The sequence below is a fragment of the Mucilaginibacter sp. P5_A4 genome (assembly GCF_056400605.1).
Map to the genome: position 1 here is coordinate 58,712 of NZ_JBFUKX010000012.1, position 20,166 is coordinate 78,877.

Annotated in this window: 14 protein-coding genes; 2 read left to right on the forward strand and 12 right to left on the reverse strand. The window is 44.8% G+C overall.

Annotated elements, in window-relative coordinates; translation table 11 throughout:
• The first annotated feature begins 52 nt into the window (after nt 1–52).
• Together AC1DQW_RS09815 and AC1DQW_RS09820 are read left to right on the forward strand one after the other, a co-directional pair.
• A complete protein-coding gene (locus AC1DQW_RS09815) occupies nt 53–1,984 on the forward strand; it encodes an amino acid permease (RefSeq protein ID WP_477453914.1) in 1,932 nt (643 codons plus the stop codon).
• Between the two features lie 5 nt (nt 1,985–1,989).
• On the forward strand, nt 1,990–2,403 hold the full coding sequence (locus tag AC1DQW_RS09820; protein ID WP_477453915.1) for a DUF5655 domain-containing protein: 414 nt from the start codon (nt 1,990–1,992) through the stop codon (nt 2,401–2,403).
• Between the two features lie 79 nt (nt 2,404–2,482).
• Here the strand turns inward: AC1DQW_RS09820 and AC1DQW_RS09825 are convergent, their stop codons facing one another.
• From AC1DQW_RS09825 to AC1DQW_RS09880, 12 genes are all read right to left on the reverse strand, one after another.
• Nucleotides 2,483–4,090 carry an arylsulfatase gene (locus AC1DQW_RS09825; RefSeq protein ID WP_477453916.1) on the reverse strand — a complete coding sequence of 536 codons (1,608 nt, stop codon included), beginning with the start codon at nt 4,088–4,090 and terminating at the stop codon, nt 2,483–2,485.
• Between the two features lie 57 nt (nt 4,091–4,147).
• A complete protein-coding gene (locus AC1DQW_RS09830; protein WP_477453917.1) occupies nt 4,148–4,579 on the reverse strand; it encodes a hypothetical protein in 432 nt (143 codons plus the stop codon).
• A gap of 151 nt (nt 4,580–4,730) precedes the next feature.
• Complete coding sequence (locus tag AC1DQW_RS09835; protein WP_477453918.1) at nt 4,731–5,663, reverse strand: glycoside hydrolase family 43 protein; 933 nt, start codon at nt 5,661–5,663, stop codon at nt 4,731–4,733.
• A 36-nt stretch (nt 5,664–5,699) separates the two neighbouring features.
• Entirely contained in the window at nt 5,700–8,162 is a 2,463-nt protein-coding gene (locus AC1DQW_RS09840; RefSeq protein ID WP_477453919.1) for a glycoside hydrolase family 31 protein, read from the reverse strand.
• Nucleotides 8,162–9,307: a glycoside hydrolase family 88/105 protein gene (locus AC1DQW_RS09845; RefSeq protein WP_477453920.1), complete on the reverse strand. Its 1,146-nt coding sequence runs from the start codon at nt 9,305–9,307 to the stop codon at nt 8,162–8,164. Before AC1DQW_RS09845 ends, AC1DQW_RS09840 begins: the two co-directional genes overlap by 1 nt.
• Nucleotides 9,308–9,366: 59 nt before the next feature.
• Nucleotides 9,367–11,508 carry a hypothetical protein gene (locus AC1DQW_RS09850; RefSeq protein ID WP_477453921.1) on the reverse strand — a complete coding sequence of 714 codons (2,142 nt, stop codon included), beginning with the start codon at nt 11,506–11,508 and terminating at the stop codon, nt 9,367–9,369.
• Between the two features lie 10 nt (nt 11,509–11,518).
• Nucleotides 11,519–12,589, reverse strand: coding sequence for a glycoside hydrolase family protein (locus AC1DQW_RS09855; RefSeq protein ID WP_477453922.1), 1,071 nt, complete (start codon nt 12,587–12,589; stop codon nt 11,519–11,521).
• Nucleotides 12,590–12,620: 31 nt separating this feature from the next.
• Nucleotides 12,621–13,427: a rhamnogalacturonan acetylesterase gene (locus AC1DQW_RS09860; protein WP_477453923.1), complete on the reverse strand. Its 807-nt coding sequence runs from the start codon at nt 13,425–13,427 to the stop codon at nt 12,621–12,623.
• Between the two features lie 13 nt (nt 13,428–13,440).
• Nucleotides 13,441–14,211: a rhamnogalacturonan acetylesterase gene (locus AC1DQW_RS09865; RefSeq protein ID WP_477453924.1), complete on the reverse strand. Its 771-nt coding sequence runs from the start codon at nt 14,209–14,211 to the stop codon at nt 13,441–13,443.
• Nucleotides 14,212–14,220: 9 nt separating this feature from the next.
• Nucleotides 14,221–17,151: an exo-beta-1,4-galactosidase gene (locus AC1DQW_RS09870; protein ID WP_477453925.1), complete on the reverse strand. Its 2,931-nt coding sequence runs from the start codon at nt 17,149–17,151 to the stop codon at nt 14,221–14,223.
• Entirely contained in the window at nt 17,138–18,547 is a 1,410-nt protein-coding gene (locus tag AC1DQW_RS09875) for a glycoside hydrolase family 28 protein (RefSeq protein WP_477453926.1), read from the reverse strand. Before AC1DQW_RS09875 ends, AC1DQW_RS09870 begins: the two co-directional genes overlap by 14 nt.
• A 98-nt stretch (nt 18,548–18,645) precedes the next feature.
• The gene (locus tag AC1DQW_RS09880) at nt 18,646–20,166 is read right to left on the reverse strand and encodes a RagB/SusD family nutrient uptake outer membrane protein (protein ID WP_477453927.1); all 1,521 of its coding nucleotides are present in this window, start codon (nt 20,164–20,166) and stop codon (nt 18,646–18,648) included.

Sequence of the window (20,166 nt, forward strand, 5' to 3'; positions counted from 1 at the left end):
TGCAAAAAAATGATTATGTTTGGGAAGGGTTCACTATTACTAATTTAATTAAATGTCGAAAAGCATATTTCGTAAAAAGTCAGTTGCCAAAATATTACATGATGTTGAATGCGGTTTCAGCGACAGCGAACACCCCGGTACCGCCGCTTCCCAGCTCAAAAAAGAACTTAACGTTAAAGACCTGACCCTCATGGGCATAGCCGCCGTAGTTGGCGCAGGCATTTTCAGTACTATCGGCGAGGCATCTTTTCATGGTGGTCCGGCTGTTTCCCTTTTATTTATCGTAACTGCTATTACCTGTGGTTTTTCGGCACTATGCTATGCCGAATTTGCATCCCGCATCCCTGTTGCGGGCAGCGCCTATACCTATGCCTACGCTTCATTTGGCGAACTGATAGCCTGGATAATTGGCTGGGATCTGCTCATGGAATATGCTATTGGTAACATTGCTGTTGCTATATCCTGGAGCGAGTATTTTGTGAACCTGCTGGAGGGCTTTAACATTCATCTGCCCAAATACCTTGCTATGGATTATGTTTCGGCCTTAAGAGGGCACGAAGCGGTGTCGGCTGCAGGAGCTAATTTAGCCATTATTGGCGATAGGGTAAAAAGCGCCGCCATGGCCTGGGACAATGCGCCGGGTATTGGTGGTTTTAAACTGATTGCCAATCTGCCGGCTTTAGGTATAGTATTTATTATTACCTACCTGGTTTACATCGGCATCCGCGAAACAAAGAAGGCAACAAATGCCATGGTGGTATTAAAGGTACTGATAGTTATAGCGGTTATAGTGGTAGGCTTTTTTTACGTTACACCAGCCAATTGGCATCCATTTATGCCCAACGGTTTTGGCGGCGTGATGAAAGGAGTATCAGGTGTATTTTTTGCTTATATCGGTTTTGATGCCATTTCGACTACGGCCGAGGAATGCGAACAACCACAGCGCGACCTGCCCCGGGGCATGATCTATTCGCTTATTATATGTACTGTTTTATATATTCTTATAGCGCTTGTACTTACCGGCATGGTAAGCTATAAAGAACTGCAGGTTGGCGATCCGCTTGCTTTTGTGTTTGCCAAAGTGGGGCTACATAAGGTAAGCTACATCATATCAATAAGCGCGGTAATTGCTACAGCAAGCGTTTTACTGATATTCCAGTTAGGCCAGCCGCGTATCTGGATGAGCATGAGCCGCGATGGGTTATTGCCTAAAGCATTCTCCCGTATTCATCCCAAATTTCATACGCCGGCATTTGCAACTGTTGTTACCGGCTTTGTGGTAGCCGTACCCGCCCTGTTCATGAACCTTACCGAGGTTACCGATTTAACCAGTATAGGTACCCTGTTTGCATTTGTATTAGTTTGCGGAGGGGTGCTGTTATTGCCCCGTGAAGCTGCGGTTAAAGGCAAGTTCCATTTACCTTATGTTAACGGAAAGTTTGTTGTTCCGCTAATAACTATTATCATCCTGGGTTCGCTTTTTTATTTAAAGCCTGCCCCCCAGGTTGAAATGATGCAATTTAAAAAACTAAAGGAAAAACCGACAATTATCGAAAGCCTGGATGCTGCTGATAATGCAGCCTTGTTTACTACCTGCACCATGCTTTATGGCAAGCAAAACGTTAGCGGCACGGTTGCCCAAACAAAGTATTTTAAAGATCTTGAGGACGATAACTTTAACACCGCGCTACGGATCACCCCTATCAATGATGTTAAAAAGTATCACTTAGGATTAGACGGTTTTTTATATAACTTCCCTAATTACCTGTTCTTTATACTCATCATAATAATAAGCATATATAGCTTCCTTAAAAATTTCTCGCTGATACCGGTTTTGGGGCTTATGAGCTGCTTTTACCTGATGACCGAACTTGGTTACACCAACTGGCTACGCTTCCTGATATGGCTGGTGATAGGCCTGGTTATCTACTTCTCCTACAGCTACAAAAACAGTGTATTGGGCAGGGAGGCTAAAACCGCTTAACACCTATGTGGACCTGCCCCATTTGCAACCGGGAATTTACAAGCACCAACCAGGTACACTCCTGCCGGGAGCGTAACCTGGGCGATTTTTTGCAGGGCAAATCAGAACATACAATAGCGCTGTTTGATCACCTGGTGAATGAATACCTGCAAATGGCCCCCATTAAGGTTTATCCCACCAAAAGCATGATCGCCTTAGGCTTGCGTACCAATTTTGCCTATGTAACCCAGTTAGGCAAAAACTTTATTGATGTGGTATTCCCTTTTAACCAGATCTACGCTGATAATCTTTGCTTCACCAAAATTAAAACCGTCCCCGGCACCAACGATCATAACCATTACTTCAGGATGTATTTTAAGGAAGATATTAATGATGAGGTGAGGAAGTATATGCAACTAAGTCTCGCAGAAGGCAAATAAAAAAAATCCACATCGCTTTTCAAACCCCGTCATTGAGTACCCATCAGCCAAGCTGGAAAAAACGGTAATGACTCCTCAATTACTCACCTTTATTTTTTCCTAATTTATCAAACTCAACCACACCAGCCCGGGTGGCCCAGGCATTATACATTGCAGTAAGCCCGGCAACCTTTTGCGGGTATCTGGCGCTCAGATCGTTTAACTCAGAGCGATCAGTGCTGATGTTATAAAGCTCCCATTTATTGGCCGGCCATTGGGATACCAGTTTCCAATTACCCTGCCTTACTGCCCGGTTGCCTTCATGTTCAAAAAACAGCCCGTTATGCCCTTCCCATTTTTGCCCCTTAAATACCGGAACCAGGCTGATGCCTTCGGTTGGTGTTATGGTATTGCCGTGGTAAACTTTAGGGTACGATGCTCCGGCCAGGTCAAGGCATGTGGCCATCAGGTCAATAATATGCGCCGGTTTGCGAACTATAGAACCAGGCTGAATTACACCCGGATAATAGGCTATAAAAGGCGTGGCTGTTCCGCCTTCGTACTCCCAGTGCTTAAATAAACGGAATGGTGTATTGCTGACATTAGCCCCCAATGTTTCGTATGCTGTAAATGATGTGGAGTCACTTGCCGGTTTATTGTTTGCAGCCAATACTTCGGGTGTAAAACCCGGGCCTTTAATACTTTCATTACTGGCGCCATTATCTGATAAAAACATAATCACCGTATTTTCGTCCTCGCCCAAATCCTTCAATTTTTTCCGGATGAGGCCTATGTTTTGGTCCATACGATCAACCATGGCGGCGTATACCGCCATTTTAGTATCAAAACGTTCTTTTTCTTCCACGGTCAAACTATCCCATTCGGGTACATTTTTATCCCTGGGCGAAAGTTGCTCGTCTTTACCGACAATGCCCATTTGTTTTTGACGTGCAAGCCGCTCCTCCCTAAGCTTATCCCATCCCTTCATGTACCTGCCCTTGTATTTGGCAATATCCCCGGGCAGCGCCTGGATTGGCCAATGCGGACTGGTAAAAGCCATGTATAAAAAGAAAGGTTTGTTGGTTTGTTTATTATCGTCAATAAATTTAATGGCATAATCGGCATAGGCATTTGTTGAATACCAATTTGACCCGGGAGTAAACTCCTTATCATCCAAAGCGATGGTTAATTTTTGATTTGGGCGATATGGCGTAGTTGGGTTAAAATAACTGCTTGCTCCATCAATCAAACCAAAATAATGGTCAAACCCGCGTTTAACCGGCCAGCGCGACGAATCGGTACCCACATGCCATTTGCCTGCCATCAGGGTGTTGTAACCTCCTTCTTTAAGGGCCTCGGCAATAGTTACACAATTTTGATTAAGATAGCCCTGGTAAGCGGGTACATCACGATGATTTACCATATCGCCAACACCTGCCTGGTGCTGGTAAAGCCCCGTTAGTAACGATGCACGGGTGGGGCAGCAACGCGATGCATTATAAAACTGGGTCATACGCAATCCACCTTTTGCCAGGGCATCAAGATTTGGGGTTTGAGTTTCGGCCCCAAAGCAACCAATATCAGAATAACCCATGTCATCCGCCAGGATGATAATAATGTTTGGCCGTTTTGAAGCCGGCTTATTTTGGGCGAATAAAAAATTACTTACTACTGTAAACAGAATAATTATACCGATTAGTTTTTTCATAGGATAGCCAGCCATAAATGGTTCCATAACGTTTTGGGCAGTGTTGCAGTTTGAAATTTAATTTTCACTCGTAACCTCAGCCCCATAGCGTATTGCCGCTTCAAGTATATCAATGTTTATATCTTTTAGCGTTTTGAACCTAATGCAATACCCAGTCACGCTCGCCTTGCCTATTTTTTCTCCATACGTTTGGGCTAAGTATGTCTTATCTTTAATGCCGAGGATATAGACAGAGATTCCGGTTTTGTTTGCGCTCAAACCAATTTGAAAAAAATCCCTGGTCTTTCCATCAGCATATTTTATGGTGTGAAAACCATAGCCTATAGTAGGGTTACTAACAGTTTTATTTTCGCTGTTTTTACCATTGTCGAACCATAATTTACAACCTGGTAAAAGTTGAAGTGTGAGATGGTGTAACTCTTGCATATCACTACGCTTTGGTTCAGGTTGGCTGGTAATATATTCTTTGATTTGTTCCTGTACGTTCATATAATATTAAATTACGGTTTGCTTATGCTGTCCTTTCAAATTTCGCTTTATTTTTAGTCACCATTCATTTACTTTTCTTCGAAAGTACCTTCCTTTTTTCTATGGTTCATCATTCAAATTTCAAAGTGAAAATTGGATAAACAGCGCAAGCTTATTTTCCTGTTAACTTAGCAAACTCCGCTTCGGTAATTTTAAAAATAGTACCATGCCTGATACCTTTTGGCATTTTAATCTGACCGGATATATCCGTCCATTGCTTCAGATTGGTTGATGTGATGGCGCCGTATTGATGATCACGGTATTTATCAAAATAAACAATCCATTGATTGCCAATGTGCAGCGTTGTTGGTCCTTCGGCCCAATAATTACCTGTTATTGGTCCGCTGGGTTTTGAGTATGGTCCCGTCAGTTTATCGGCATAAGCTACTTTAATGTTTTTTTGTACCGGATGCAGGGTTTCATCTTTAAAAACCATCATAAAGCGTTTACCATAAGGCACTATGGTGGCATCGATACTGTTAAAACCCGGATCAAACAGCAAACGTGTTGAACTGTATGTTTTAAAATCTTTAGTGGTAATGTAATATATCCGGTGATTGTATTTACTCTCGGCAACGCTATCAACCAGCGGGAAACGCCCATCAATAGTAGTGGCCCAATAAATCATGTATGATTTTGATGATGCATCGTACGTAATTTCGGGCGCCCAGCAGTTACGGGCTCCCGGCTCATTTGCCATAACGGGTAATTGCTGCTGCTCCGACCAATGCAGCAGATCGGGCGAGCTGGCGTAACCTATACCTTTATCTGTCCAGCTATCCGTCCAAACCATGTGGAACAAACCATCAGATCCGCGGATAATACAAGGGTCGCGCATCAGCTTGTCATTTGAAACCATCGGTGTTAAAAAAGAGCTGTCGCCCTTTAAAGCCGTCCATTGCAACCCATCATTACTATAAGCCAGGTGTAAACCATCCTGCCCGTTATCTTTAAAATAGGAAAACATATATACTTCTTTGGCCTGGGCTTGGGCGTCTGTTTTCCATGCGGTTAACAACAATAACAGGAATATTAGTTTTTTCATAGGGCAATGTTTACCGGCAATCTTGTTCATTTCTTATTATTTTATATCAATGAAAATATCTTCGCGGTTGTTGCGCGCTGTTTTGACCCAAAGTAAATGATTTGTTTTATCATAATACCATCCGGCAGCATTGTTTAATGCGTCGGCACTGCTCACAATTTTTACAGCCTCCTTATTTTCAGCTACCATGGATGGCTCCTTATCGCCACTCCAATGTATTTTAGCCAGGTAACCATGTGGCGCCGGGTTGTAAGTGCCGGCAGGCTTTTTAATATGTAACGCCCAGCCCCCGGTAACATTTGCTACGGTAATTTGGGTGATCGCTTTTTCGCCTTGCTGATATTTCAGGCTAATGCCATCATCCTCATACAGTTTAAATTCAGATGCCTGGTACGGGAAAATATCCAGCGTAATCACATCCACCGGCTTTTCATCCATATATTTCATAGCCGGTTGCATAGGAATAATACTGCCTGCTTTTACAAAAAGCGGCAAGTGGTCGGCGGGTGTTAATATATGAATATATTGCTTTCCGTTATATTTTTTACCCGTCCAATAGTTAAACCAATCACCGGCTGGTAAATACACCGTACGGGTTTGGGCTCCTTTTACAGTTACGGGGCAAACCATCATGTTATCGCCAAATAAATATTGATCGGCTATGTTATACGTATTCGGATCATCCTGGTATTCCAGTACCAGGGCACGCATCAGCGGCATGCCTGTTTGGTATTGTTTATAAGCATTGCTATAAATATAAGGGATCAGCCGGTAACGCAGGTCATCGTATTTTTTAAAGTTGGCCAAAGCTTCTGCGCCATAATTCCAGGGTTCTTTGTAACCCGGGTGGTCCATGCCAAATACCATAGCAACCGGACTAAACATACCAAACTGCACCCAACGCAAATAAAGTTCAGGGTCGGCAGCATGTTCAAAACCGCCCATACAATGCGCCCAATACCCTACGCCCGACAGACCAATATTTAAACCGGCTTTAATAACCGGTGCAAAATACTGCCATTCGCTGGGCCAGTCGCCCGCAAAAATGTACGGATATCGCTGTATGCCCGAGTAGCCCTCCCGGGTCTGGTTCAGGCCGCGAATGCCATTATATTCCTGGAACTTTAAATAAGGAGCTTTGGCATAAGCTATCGGGAAAACATTATGTAATTGCGCAACCTCTTTACCTGTAGGCCCAACCTTTTCGCTTTCATTTGCTAAGGAGCCAAAGGCGCTGCCTTCATCGGTTTTCAGGAATTTGGCGCCTATGGAAGCTACTTTCATTACCCCGTTATCCCACCACCAGTTGGTAGCCTGCTGATCAAAAAAGTTCACAAACTCGCCCGGCTTGCCGTTTTCGGGATAGGTAAAACCTTTAGCCTGCGCCTGGTCAAGCAGATTCAGATTTTTGGCATTATCAAACCGCGGGCGAATGTGCAATCCCACCATTTTAAAGTTCATGGCATACAGGCTATCGAACATGGCTTTGGGGTTTTTAAATGTTTCGCGCCATTCAAAGGTTGTAGCGCCTTTACCCCCATTTTTACCAAACAACCGCCAGGTAGAATCCAGGAACAAAATATCAACCGGAATCCCCATTTCGCGCATCTTACGTGCAAGCTCAACCACATATTTATCAGATGTAAGCTCCTCGTGCCCCCAGGTGCCGCCGCTATAAGTCCCCATGTGCAATCCAAAAGCAAAGCGCGGCAATAAAGGTGATTTGCCGGTTATTGACAGGTAGCTGTTTAATATGACCGGAAAAGTTGGACCATAAATAAAGTAATAATCCAGCTCTCCATCATTGGCTTTAAAGCTGTATTCATCATCGCTTTTGCTGCCCATGTCCCATGCTGTGGCCGATGAATTATGCAGATAAATGCCATATCCCCGGGTGCTCATAAAAAACGGCACCGGGCAATAGTTTGCTTCGTTGACGTTATAAGCGCCCAGCAAATTATCTTTGTTTTTGCCCCGGCCCACATTTAATTTTACCAGTTTGTTACGCTGATCTGTAAAATCCATACGCTCACCAAAACCAAAAAAGTGTTCATTGGGCATCAATTGTTTGGTACACATCACCGTATCGCCCATATGCTGCAGACCGCCATTTTTAGGTACATATTCAGATGATAACATCAGGCCCTTAGTATCAGATACATTGATGATAAAAGGGGATTTAATAACCGTAATAATTAATGCAGATGTTTGAATAACGTAAGCAGATTTTGAATCGGTTACCTTATAATTTACTGCGGGCCAGTTATAGTTTTCCTGCATTAAATGCTCATCAGCCAAAAAATGACGGCTCCAGCTTGCCCTTACCCGGAACATGGAGGGCGAACAAAACTCAATTTGAACATCGCCATTAACATTTTTAAAATACAGCGTATTGCCTTGCTTTTTATATCCCGACTTATTACTGCCAATACCCGTTTGCGCAAATGTATTTACGGTGAACATTAAAACAAGCGCAAGAAACAGCGTAAACTTCCTCATTATTTACTCAATTTATAAACTTCGCTGCCTGCCAGCAAAAAACAGCCTAAACCATAATCTTCAAAATCGGGCACACTGTTATAAGTTACCGGCTGCCCGTCTTGAGGTTGCTTGCCGGTTCCCTGCACAAAACCCAGCATACCATCTGTATGTAAACTCTCTGCCGACATGGCATTCCAGGCTTTGGTAACTATAGGTAAATAGGTTTTCTTTTTGAGGATGCCATGGTTGATGCCCCAGGCCATGCCATAAGCAAACAGCGCGGTACCTGTTAGTTCCTTGCCTCCAAAATTGGTAGAATCTTTTAAACTCACGTTCCAGTAGCCATCCGCACGTTGCAGCGGTACTAAAGCTTCAATCATTTCTTTATAAACATTTAAATATTCATCTCGGTGCGGTGCTTTTTTTGGCATTACCTCCAAAACCCGCAACAAGGCTGCTAACACCCAGCCATTACCGCGCGACCAGTAACAATCGGCCCCGTTAGGCTCTTTGTAAGGAGTTACAAAATCCTTATCCCGCCACCAAAGATGATCTGCGGTATTGTACAAGCCTTTGCCGCCATGAACGGTTTTGGTATAGTTATAAATGGCGAACATCTTTTCATAATACTTATTGTCCTGATAAACCTCGCCAAGCCTGGCATATACCGGCATAGCCATTTGCAACGCATCAACCCAGCTCCAGTCGTCCTGTTTTTCGCTATTGACCATTAAGTCAATGCTTTGCTTTATTTTCTCTATGCGTTCGGGCTTTTTATCTATTAGGTACAGGTCTATATATGTCTGTCCGCAGCATTGGTTATCGGCGTTCCGGGTGTCAACGGCGCCGCGTGGCCCCCATTGGTGTTTTTCGCCCCAGTCAACCGCGTAATCATAATATTTTTTTTGCGGATCAATTTTGTACATCCCCATCAAGCCCTCGTAATAAACCGCCCTCGTCCACAGGTTACTGGTTCTCGTATTACCTTTTACGGTAACAGAAGCGCCTGCATCCGGCCATTTTTGCATAAAATAGTTGTTAGCCAAAGTCATATCGGCCAATACTTTACTTTTTGATGGCAGCTGGGCGTGTACAGCGCCCGCCGTAATCATGATTGCACCCGCGCACAGTATCATTTTCAGTTTTGCAAATAGTTTATTCATATTGTAGGTTTTGATGTATTTCTATTTAGTTAATTCACAGGTTATTATCTCTGGCTTTTTTAAGGCATCTTTTTAAGGCCTTCCCATCTTACTTTCCATTTTCCGTCTTTTGGAAAACCTGGATTAGCGATGGTTGAACCATCCCAGCCGGCACACATCATGGCTACAGCAGCCAGCAATCCGCCATTGCCTGGCAGGTAAAGGCGTAAGCGACCATCCTGGTAATTATGGCCGTTGGGCAGGTAAGTATTGGTTTTTATGGGCATAAATAAGGCCTCAATGGCTTTTTCGGGCATATTTAAGCGGGCAGCGGTCATGGCTGTCATCGGGAAATCCCAGCCCCAGGTATCTTTCCAGTCCCATACATTCCATACCAGGTCAAACGTTTTCTTCATTACCAGGGTATCCAGCTTATTATTGTAAGGCAGCATACCATAGGCTGCCAATACCGTCGGATGATCTGTTTTCAATTTCGGATTGGTATAAGCATCGGGCGAGCTTTCCGCAGCAAGGTAAACGCCATCCTTTTGGGGTAGCTCGGCCAGTTTTTTCAGGATGAGCGCATATTTTTTATCGGGTTGCATACCCAAACGCCCGCGCCATTCCTGGGCCGTTGAAAGCGCCCAACGCCAGTATTGCAGCTCATAAGTTGGGTTAAGGGTTTCCTCGGGTTTATAGCGTTCCTGTGCCAGTATAATGCCCTTGCCTAAATTATAACGGTCGTGCTCTTTATCGTAAGTTGGGAACGAGGCCATAAAATCGGCATCGGCTAATACCAGGTCTTTGTATTTATTCAGGGTTTGTTTATTGGGATGTGCGCGGTAATCCAACTCGGCAAAATAAATAAAATGCGGCTGCTGCCAGATCAGGAAGGCACCAACCGATGACGGACTTTCATTACCATCAGGGTCGGTCATTTTTTGCCAGCGAACGCCATCGTAGCCCTGCCTTTTAGCTATGGCCCGGGCATTGGCTTTAACATGATGGTACCAGGTCATGCTGTTTTCCAGCAGTTGCTCCCTTCCCCAAAGCGCAAAGTGAATACCATGCCACCAGTGCATTTCCAGGTGGGGTTTACCATACCAGCTATTATAGGTGAGCCCGGTTTCCTGGGGTGGTTGATGGCCGGTGCATTGTATTTTGGTAAGATACTGGGATAGCACCACCCGCCGCTCCAGTTCATTGGCACGCGGGTCTGTACTGCCGCTAAAATCAACTGCGCCGCCGCTTTGCCAAAAAGCCTTCCATTGCTGCATGCTGTTTGCCTGCGTTTGAGCAAAGCCTGGTAAAACCGCCGTAGTTTTGCGTGGGGTAAACAAACAGGTAAACGTTAACAGATCTGTTTTGCCCTGCGGGGATAACACAAACTGATGAGCGGCGGTATTTTTAACCGAAGCATCTCCCTGCCAGTCCAGGCGCACAAAATATTGGTTAGTATCTAAGCGATGAATAATGGAAGCCTGCTGCCGACCGGATGAAATGACAGCTGAAGAATGTTTTTCAGGATTTTTCCAGTTATCGCCGTAATCAGTAAATTGATTGGTAGGAAACGGAAAACGCAGCCTTACTTTCAACCTGCCCTGGCTCAATAATTTAGATTGCACTTTTACTGCCACCAAATCCTGCGCCTGGTGGGCATAGGTTTGTACACTTATAGCTTCGCCGTCAAAAGTAAAAGAACTGTTGATGGCGCCCGTCCAAAGATCGAGTTCCTGGCGAATGTTTTGAATCTCATTGATATTTCCCTCGGTTCCATTCTTATGCAATAGCATAAATCCAAGATTGCCCAGTTGTAAACGGTGCACATTTTCGCGGAACCAGTTGGCTGCATCTCTATTACGCCCAGGCTGATTCCATTGCACTGCGTAGGTAACCTTACGGCCGTTGAGTGTATAGGTTTTAAATGTTTCATCAAACTTATAACCCATGGTATCTTTGAAGCTGTGCCAGCCCCACTCTGATTGTGTACCCAGCGGAATGCCTTTATCGTAATGTTCGGGAAAAGTTTGCAGGCCGGTAACATCAACCGTAAAAGCAAAACGACCATTACCAACCGACAGGGATGATAAGGTATCTGTACCCTTATTGATCACATTATGCCGTTGCACCAATGCCTTACGGTTTATTGGGGTTTGCGCCTTTATAATAACCGGCCAGGCACAGGTAAAAATTGCAAAATATACAGGCAGTAGTTTCTTCATCTTCCGGTTATTATGATTCTATTTTAAATATAAAAGGCGAAGCCGTCATGTATTTACCCCCTTGCGATGTGGTGAACATGTATGTAGGTTTACCGTTTTGAAACAATAGTTGCGGCCTTTCAAAGCGGCCATATTTGTTTAAATATTTTGGAGGTGGCGGCTGGTTGATATGATAATATTCGGCATTAAAATAGCCTATTTCGGGTTCGTTCCACTTCTTACCGGTTTTGGACTCCATGTACAAACCATACTGGTGGTTAAACACGCCCATATCCCGGGCCAGCATTTTAAAGCGGCCCTTATCCAGCCAAACAAAGGCATCTTCCAGTTGGGCATTATTGCCGCGTGCCGAAAAATCTATTACCGGGTTTGCCTCATACTTTACATAAGGCCCTTCCAGCTTATCGGAAATGGCCAGGCCATATTTGCGGTTTCCCTTTACCAGCGGATCGGTTGAGGTTTCATATTCTTTGGTGTTCCATGATTTATAGAATAACCAGTATTGCCCGTTGGGATGTTTGATGAATGCCGGGTTGGTGGTACAATGATCATCCCATGCTCCGGTCGCTCCTGGCAATAATAAAGGTTCGTCCGGGCGTGTCCATGGGCCATCCGGAGAATCGGCAGTTGCCAGCCCGATACGCTTGGTATTGGTTTTGCCGTTGGAATTACCCATAAAAAACAGGCAATATTTGCCATCCACAATTTTGATCGACGGATTATGGCAGGTGGTTGCATCCCAATAGCCAGGCCCGCGTGGGGCAAGGATGGTTCCCGTAAACTTAAATTCGCTTTCGGGGGTATCGGCCACAGCATGGCAAATTTCGGAGCCATTGATCCATCCACTCATTTTTTTTGTTGCCACCCACCGGGAAAAAAATACATGAATTCTGCCGTCCGGCCCTTCAATGGGGCTGTTGCACCAAGCGTAGTAGCCTTCCATTTCCAATGCACGACCAACCGGTTTCAGTTTTCTGGCAAAAGAAGAAACATGGCCTTCCGGTGCGCCAAATGCCAGGCCAGGCAATAATGCCATTGCCGAAGCCAAACCTAAGTGCTCAATAAAGTCTCTTCTTTTCATGATTTCAATTTCCCTAGCCGAACCCATGCCATTACTTCAAATATTTATTCAAGGCCAGTTTACTAAATGACCTGATTCCCTGGATCACAAGCCTTGCATTTAGTTGCGCACCCGGCTCGAGCGTGTGGGTAGCATCGGTACCAAAATAGGTCGATTTTACTTTTGCCTCACCCTCCGCATCATAATCATCCGCTATCATTTTATTCAGATCTACGAAATAAGTACCGGTTTCCTCACCTAACTCCCTGGCCCATTGCCCGTAACTGTTCTGGTTGTTGCGGCCGGCCGATTTACCATCCTTCCAAACATTACGCGGTATTGGCGAACAAATAATTGGCGTTGCGCCTTTGGCCTTTATATCGGCAATGTATTTGCGCATGTACCAGCCGTAGGTATGTACCACTTCCTGTATTTTTCTTTTCGGGTTGTATATTTCCTGCTGCTCGTTGCCGATGCCCTTGATGGTTCCGCGTGCCCGGGCGGTATCATCCAGTGCACCGGCATCGTTATGGCCAAATTGCATAATTACAAAGTCGCCGGGTTTTACTTTTGCCAGTACCTTATCCCATAGCCCCAGCGTTTGAAAAGTGCGGCTACTGGTTCCGCCCAGGGCATCGTTTTCAACTGATATCCGGGTTGTATCAAAATAAGGGGCTATATAGTTGCCCCATCCCCACAAGCCACCATCCCCCTTACCCTTACCATTTTTTACGGTTGAATCGCCAATGAGGTAAAATGTTGGTTTATCAACAGGTTTTATCAGCATAAAAGACGATAGCATTATCGCCGCTATCAGCATTAAGCTAAAACCTGCATTTTTACGCATTAAGTTTTTCATAATAGCTTAGCAATTAGTTTTTAAGATATTTATTTAAAGGATTCTTCGGATCGGCCCGGATGCCTTCGGCGACAGATTCAGCATTTACAGTAGCGCCTGCTTTATTGGTATGGGTATGATCCCCGGGAAAGAATTTCTTTACCGAATCGGGTCCCCATTGGTCATACTTATCAGCGGTGAGCCGGTTCATGTCAATAAAGATGGTCCCTTCCTGTTGCGCAACTTCCCGCGCCCATTTACCATAATCATTATCAGCACGGATCACTTTACCCTCGCGAAACTCATTACGGGGAATCATGGACAATACCATTGGCGTAGCGCCCTTAGCTTTGGTTTCCCTTATAAATTTGCGAAAATACCAGCCGTAGGTGTGTACGGTTTCTTTTATGCCATTAGGCCAGGTAAGCTCTACTGTTTCCTCGCCTGTACCTTTTAATACGCCGCGGTATCCTTTTTTTGTAGTATCGGGCTGGCTGCCTTCATTATGACCAAATACCATCATTACAAAATCGCCGGGCTTTAACAGGGAATCTACTTTGTTCCACCTGCCTTCTTTTATAAAAGTACGCATGCTGCGGCCAGCCATAGCATGATTCTCGATATTGATCTTCGACAGGTTAAAATAGTTTGGAATGATACTGCCCCAACCCCATGTTTCCTTATCGCTGTTATGGGTTGTAGAATCTCCGATGAGGTACAGTGTTGGTTTTTGCCGACTAACGAACGCCAGTCCTGCGAAAGCTACAATTAACAGGATAAAAATGGATTTTAATGGTTTTATCATGATATAGTTTTACTTTTTCTTAATATTTTTAGGTTTTAACTCATCGGGCGCGCCGTTTGTGTAAGAAATAAACACCTCTTTGGATCCCGATTTAAGAAGGCCTTCAATAATGTTTATATCAATAACCCCGGCAGGCTTAAACTGCACCGACGACATATATTTGAGGATACTGTAATACAGCTGATGTGCTGCCGGCCTTTCATTATCTATTGCCGGCGACAGATCCGCGCTACTTACCATAATGCTTCCTTTACCCACCTTTGCTTCAAACAGGAAAGCCAGGCGGCGGTTCATGAACCAGGTGTCAATGGGCTGTATAACAGGCCGGAATGTAGTTGGAAAATCCTCCAGGTGCATTACCTGTGCGTTTAATAATACATCCCACCATTGAATTTCGCTATATGATGCCGTTGGAAAATCATTAAATATGGGATGCCGGGGATCACACACAAACCCAAGCGTATGCGGTGGACGCATTTTAAACCAGGAGGTGTTCCAGAAAACCGGTGTAAAGGTCTGCACAATCTCCTTACCCTTTACTACCTTGCCTGCAACGTTCAAAAACACCTTGCCTCCATCATTAAGTACCTGTTTGGCTTTATCATCCAGCGATGTTGTATAATATACATCTGGTTTAATTTCGGGCAACGTTGCCGGGTATACCCAAAAATCCCAGTCATTTATATAGGGAGAGTTTGGTACAGATACCTCCAGGTTCAGTTTTTCCGGTGATCTGATACCTGATAAAGACAGATTGATCTCGCCCGACTGCTGGCAATTGCCCATAACATAGCTCTTTTTATTAAGCACACCCTGGCTAATCACCTTATGTTGTGCATTGGTTAGCTTCCAGCTCAATGCGGCAGTTATAGGCTTGCTGTAATTAAACAGCTCAACTGACGCCTTTAAGGTTTCATTATTATGATACACAAATTTTTCGGTACGGATAAGCGGCACTGTGGCATTGCAAAAACGGGCAAACTGCTTAGCCGTGATATAATCTTTATTATCCCAAAAGGCATTAAGCACACCAACCAGGGCGGTACCCTGCCCCGGATAATCATTTAATGACAGTAATTGAAAGCCCGAGTAACCAGGTGTGCGCATGGCCTTTTCAATTTCATGCTTATAACATAAAGCCTGCAATTTCCCTGAGGCCATCAGGAATTTTTCTGCTTCATCGGCCATACCGTGGTCTTTCAGATCTTCCTCAAAAAGTTCAAAATTTTTGGCTTTATAAAAGCCGGTATATTTTTTTATCTCTTTAAAATCAGGAAACGCACAATACTGCCCCATCTCATGGGCTACAAAAGGGACATTAAACTGTGCTATCTGCTTGCTGTAGTCCGAATAACTTTCTGGCCGCTGGCTCCATGCCAGTCCGCGCGCGCCGGCACGGGCCATATACTCGTTGTTGGGTATTACCGGCCAGCTGCCGCCTACTGCCGCCCCGGTATAAAGCCTGCGGGTATCTTTGGCTTTCCAATAGTCAACAAACTTAGTCAGGTACTCCACCTGTTTGCCGCTGGGCTCGTTGCCATAGGCCATCATACAAAACGATGGGTGGTTACCATACCATTTGGCTATGCGGTTTGTTTCATCATAAATATACTGATCAATGGGACGGCCCAGCCCCAGGGCGCTGCCGTGGTTAGCCCATGATGGCCCTTCCACATGTAAATAAAACCCTGCTTTATCTGCTGCCGCGAAAGCCGCCTCGGGTGGGCACCAGGAGTGAAAACGCATGTGGTTTAAGCCATATGCCCTGCATATTTTAAATATCCGGTCCCATTCAGCTTCGGTTGTGGGCGGATAGCCGGTTAACGGAAATTCGCAGTTGTTTACTGTGCCGCGTAAAAAAAACGGCTTCCCGTTAATAGTAAAAGTTTTCCTATCAGCCTTAAATTCGCGCATACCAAAGGCGATCTGTTTGGTATTTGTGTCGCCTTTACCGGTAGTTAATGTAGCTGTAAGCTGATACAAAGCAGGGCTAAATTCATCCCAGGTTTGCATTTTGGTGCCCATTGGCAAATCAATAGTTATTTCACTTGTACTATCCCTGATTGTAACAGACTTACTTACAGCTGGTATAAGCTGCGAATGTGCAATATTAAACGCTTTGGCCGATAGGGTGATCTTGCCTGTAGTTTCACCACCTTCACTTTTAACCAATATTTTAATATGCGCTGTTTTTTGTTTCAGATCGGGGTAAACCTGTACGTCTTCTAACCATGTGGTTGCCCCGGCAAGCAGTTCCATTTTACCAATTACACCATTCCAGTTGCCTTGTGTATGATCGGTGATGCTATGGGAATCCGGACCAACATTAATGGCTTTTTCCCGGTTATCAACACTAAGTGTTATGCTATGCTTTCCCGGCGATATTTTGCTACCCAGATCAAACTGGTGTGGGGCTACCAGGCTGTTTTGCAGGCCAATCTCCATACTATCTACCCAAAGGCGGGTTTCTGTATGGGCTCTTTCCAGGAAAAGCACTATGCGTTTATTTTTCCAATCCGGCGGAATGTTTACCTCCTTTTTGTACCATGCTACCCCGGTATAATGCTTAGGCGGTGTAAGCCAGAAGGGTATCTTCAGGTTACCGGGCTGCCGGTATTTGGCCATGTGCGGATTATAAAACCACGAGCTATCATAGATGCTGCCTGTCCATTTTGTTTTTAGGGTGACATTGTCGCCTTTTAAATTTCCTGTCATAGAACCAGGCAGGTGAATGGTATCGGTAAGGGGTTTTAAAAACCATTTTTCTTCAATGCCCTTACCGGCAGAATCTATCCGGAACTGCCACCGGCCGGCCAGTGAAATAATATTGCCCGCCTGTTTTCCATCCGGGACAGACCAGGCACAAAAGAGTACACCCAGGATCGCGGTTATGCAGATCAGGAGGTATTTTATGCCTCTATATTTATTATTTATCTGCATTTATATCAATTAAATCGAGTTTTGTACCATCTTTAGTGATGATCTGCGAGTTTTTCCATTCCCACCCCTGTGAAAACTTTACGTCACCGGCGGTAGCTGCGTCAATATTGACATTATCGAAATGAAAATGCTGCATGGCCGACTCTTTCAGGCCGATGGCGTTAATGGCTTTTTTGGCACCCGTCACTTTAACATTAGAAATATAGATATCTTTAAAATGCGGCATCCCCTTTTCGGCCGGCTCTACCTGGTGCAGTATTTTTTTCCAATGCTCGGGTATGCTGTCAATGTTATAACCATTGGGTAGTTTGGAGTAACTGTAGCTGGGGTTCCAGTTCATGGTGATCTGGAAAGCCGTGCCTACACCATTCATGGTGATATTGGTGAAATGAATATCCTCTACCGTACCACCCCTGGTAATGGCCGATTTAATATTGAGCCCATTGCTGGTGCCGTTGCCTGTAAGTTCGGTAGCCAGCACATGCCTGATGCCGCCGGATGTTTCGCTTCCGCAGGTAAGCAAGCCTGCACCGGCCCTTGAGATACATTTGCGGATCACCACATACTCGGTAGGCCTGTTCACCCTTAAGCCGTCCCAATCTCGGCCGGCCTTAAGGCAAAAATCATCATCATTGCAATCAATATCGCAGTTTTGTACCAGGATCCAGCTTGATGAATCTATATCAATCCCATCAGTTGAGGGCCCGTGACCATCAACGTTATTACGAATGGTAATACCATCAACCGTAACCTGTTTGGAATACAGCAACTGAATGGTCCAGAAACCCGCCTGCTGCAGGGTAATATCCTTAATGGTAATATCTGTAGCGTTGGCAACCAGCAATGTACGGGGGCGTTTAGCATCGTAATCAACAATCCAGCGCAGGCCTTTGGGATCATACTCTGCACGCATTTTGCGGTAAATATCCCAGAATGGTTTGCCCTGTGCATTCACCAAACCTTTCCCGCTAATAGCCACATTACTTTGCCCGATGATATTGATCAAAGCGGCGGGCCATTTCATTTCGATACCGGCAACGCGGGTATCAATTTCGGGGTAATCTTTCAGGTCCTGGCTGCCCAGCAATTCCACACCAGCATCAATATTGAGGCAAACGTTTTTCTTTATAAATATAGATCCCGTTAAATATTTACCCGGCTTAAACGAAACTATACCACCGCCTTTTGCCGAACACTGATCTATGGTTTTTTGTATGGCAGTGGTGTTTAGTGTTTTGCCATCATTAAGCGCACCGTTATTATTAACATACCATACTGTTGTTTTCCCCGGATAATGTTTGGCTCCTACCTTTTTTGCCCAATCCAGGTTAGTTTGCGCGTTTACGGCATTTGCGGTCATAAATAATAGTAAAACAGAACAGTGCAGTAGTTTCATAGGTAAATTGTTCTTTTAATGGCTTACCCACCGAAATGCCGGAGGATAAGCCAGTCTTTTTATGATGTCCAGGACAATTCTTTCATCTCTTTTCCTTATCAATAGCCGGGGTTTTGTGTGTACAGGCCTGGAGCCGCATCCAATTGTGTTTGCGGTACCGGGTAGATCACATAATTTGCTACAACCGGTTTTATGCTTTTCTGTGCATCTTCCTTAGCAATCCAGGCGTTCATGATAGTTAACAGGTCGCCGCTTCTTTGCAGGTCGAACCAGCGCGAACCTTCATCAGCAAACTCCCTGCGGCGCTCATCAAATAATTGAGGAAGCGTTACACCGGCTATTGATGGCAGCCCGGCCCTTGCCCTCACCTGGTTAACAATTGCATCAACATCGCTTTGCGAACCTGCAGCGCCATGCAGTATACACTCGGCCTTTAGCATCAAAATATCCGTGTACCTGATAGCAATAAAGTTAATTCCCCAGTCGAAACGGCTGGCAGCAGGAATTTTGGTGATATCAAGCCATTTTTTAAAGAATGGCCGATTTTCTGTACTCCCGGCATTGGTATAACCCGCAGTGTAGATATTAAATGCCTTACGTGTATCAGCAGCATCGTAACTACCTGCCAAATCTTTTGATACCGGGATAATTTCCAGGCTCCCGTTTGATTTGGTATCCTTAATAGATAAAAAGTAACCGTTTGGCGTAAGTGTCCATGGATATGAAGCGCCATAAAGGTCGCTGGTACCGCTTATACCGCTGGCATACATTACATCAAAAACGGCTTCCTTATTGGTAACAGGACTTTGATTGCTATATGAAAACACATTGCTATAGTTTGTATTGAACGTAAACTGACCGCTGCTGATGATATCCTGCAACAATGGCAAAGCCAGGTCCCATTCATTTGATCCTGTTCCCGGCCCCTCTATACCATAGTTTGGTGCCGATTTAGCCATGTAAACCTGGGCCAGTAAAGCTTCGGCAGCATATTTGGTAGCACGGCCAACATCAACCCCGGTATAGGTGGCTGGTAAATTGGCAATGGCCGATTGCAGATCGGCGATAATCAGTTTATAAACATCGGCTACCGGGCTGCGGCCAATGGTATTAGCCTCGGACGCTGTTACCGGGTGATCAATAACCGGTACCTTGCCAAAGTATCTTACCAGGTCGAAATAATAAAATGCACGTAAAAATTTGGCTTCGGCTTGTAACCTCGTAGCCAATGACGCCGAGCCTATATAGCTGCCATTTTTGGCAACCTGGTCAAGCAGGGTATTTGCCCTGAAAATGCCATTAAAATCGGTTCCCCAGGCTTCGGTAACATAGGCGTTTGCTGCCAATGATGGTGAAAAATCATTCACCGGATCCCAGTCGCGCACAGTAACCGAAACGCCGTAAATATTGTCGGAACGTATTTCGGACAGGTTAGCCAGCCTTACGGGATAGCTATGCAAATCGGCATAAATTGCGTTGGAAGCCTGCAGAAAATCACTTGGCGAATGATAAAAGGTAACTGTTGTAGATGTTGAAATTGGTACCTGGTTTAATTCCTTATTACAGGAAGCCATCATAAAAACAGCCGATATGGTTGATAGAAAAAATATCTTTTTCAT

Excerpts from the sequence above, each read along its gene's own strand:
- AC1DQW_RS09815 (WP_477453914.1), top strand. The coding sequence starts at position 53 with ATGTCGAAAAGCATATTTCGTAAAAAGTCAGTTGCCAAAATATTACAT.
- AC1DQW_RS09820 (WP_477453915.1), top strand. The coding sequence starts at position 1,990 with ATGTGGACCTGCCCCATTTGCAACCGGGAATTTACAAGCACCAACCAG.
- AC1DQW_RS09825 (WP_477453916.1), bottom strand. The coding sequence starts at position 4,090 with ATGAAAAAACTAATCGGTATAATTATTCTGTTTACAGTAGTAAGTAAT.
- AC1DQW_RS09830 (WP_477453917.1), bottom strand. The coding sequence starts at position 4,579 with ATGAACGTACAGGAACAAATCAAAGAATATATTACCAGCCAACCTGAA.
- AC1DQW_RS09835 (WP_477453918.1), bottom strand. The coding sequence starts at position 5,663 with ATGAAAAAACTAATATTCCTGTTATTGTTGTTAACCGCATGGAAAACA.
- AC1DQW_RS09840 (WP_477453919.1), bottom strand. The coding sequence starts at position 8,162 with ATGAGGAAGTTTACGCTGTTTCTTGCGCTTGTTTTAATGTTCACCGTA.
- AC1DQW_RS09845 (WP_477453920.1), bottom strand. The coding sequence starts at position 9,307 with ATGAATAAACTATTTGCAAAACTGAAAATGATACTGTGCGCGGGTGCA.
- AC1DQW_RS09850 (WP_477453921.1), bottom strand. The coding sequence starts at position 11,508 with ATGAAGAAACTACTGCCTGTATATTTTGCAATTTTTACCTGTGCCTGG.
- AC1DQW_RS09855 (WP_477453922.1), bottom strand. The coding sequence starts at position 12,589 with ATGAAAAGAAGAGACTTTATTGAGCACTTAGGTTTGGCTTCGGCAATG.
- AC1DQW_RS09860 (WP_477453923.1), bottom strand. The coding sequence starts at position 13,427 with ATGAAAAACTTAATGCGTAAAAATGCAGGTTTTAGCTTAATGCTGATA.
- AC1DQW_RS09865 (WP_477453924.1), bottom strand. The coding sequence starts at position 14,211 with ATGATAAAACCATTAAAATCCATTTTTATCCTGTTAATTGTAGCTTTC.
- AC1DQW_RS09870 (WP_477453925.1), bottom strand. The coding sequence starts at position 17,151 with ATGCAGATAAATAATAAATATAGAGGCATAAAATACCTCCTGATCTGC.
- AC1DQW_RS09875 (WP_477453926.1), bottom strand. The coding sequence starts at position 18,547 with ATGAAACTACTGCACTGTTCTGTTTTACTATTATTTATGACCGCAAAT.
- AC1DQW_RS09880 (WP_477453927.1), bottom strand. The coding sequence starts at position 20,166 with ATGAAAAAGATATTTTTTCTATCAACCATATCGGCTGTTTTTATGATG.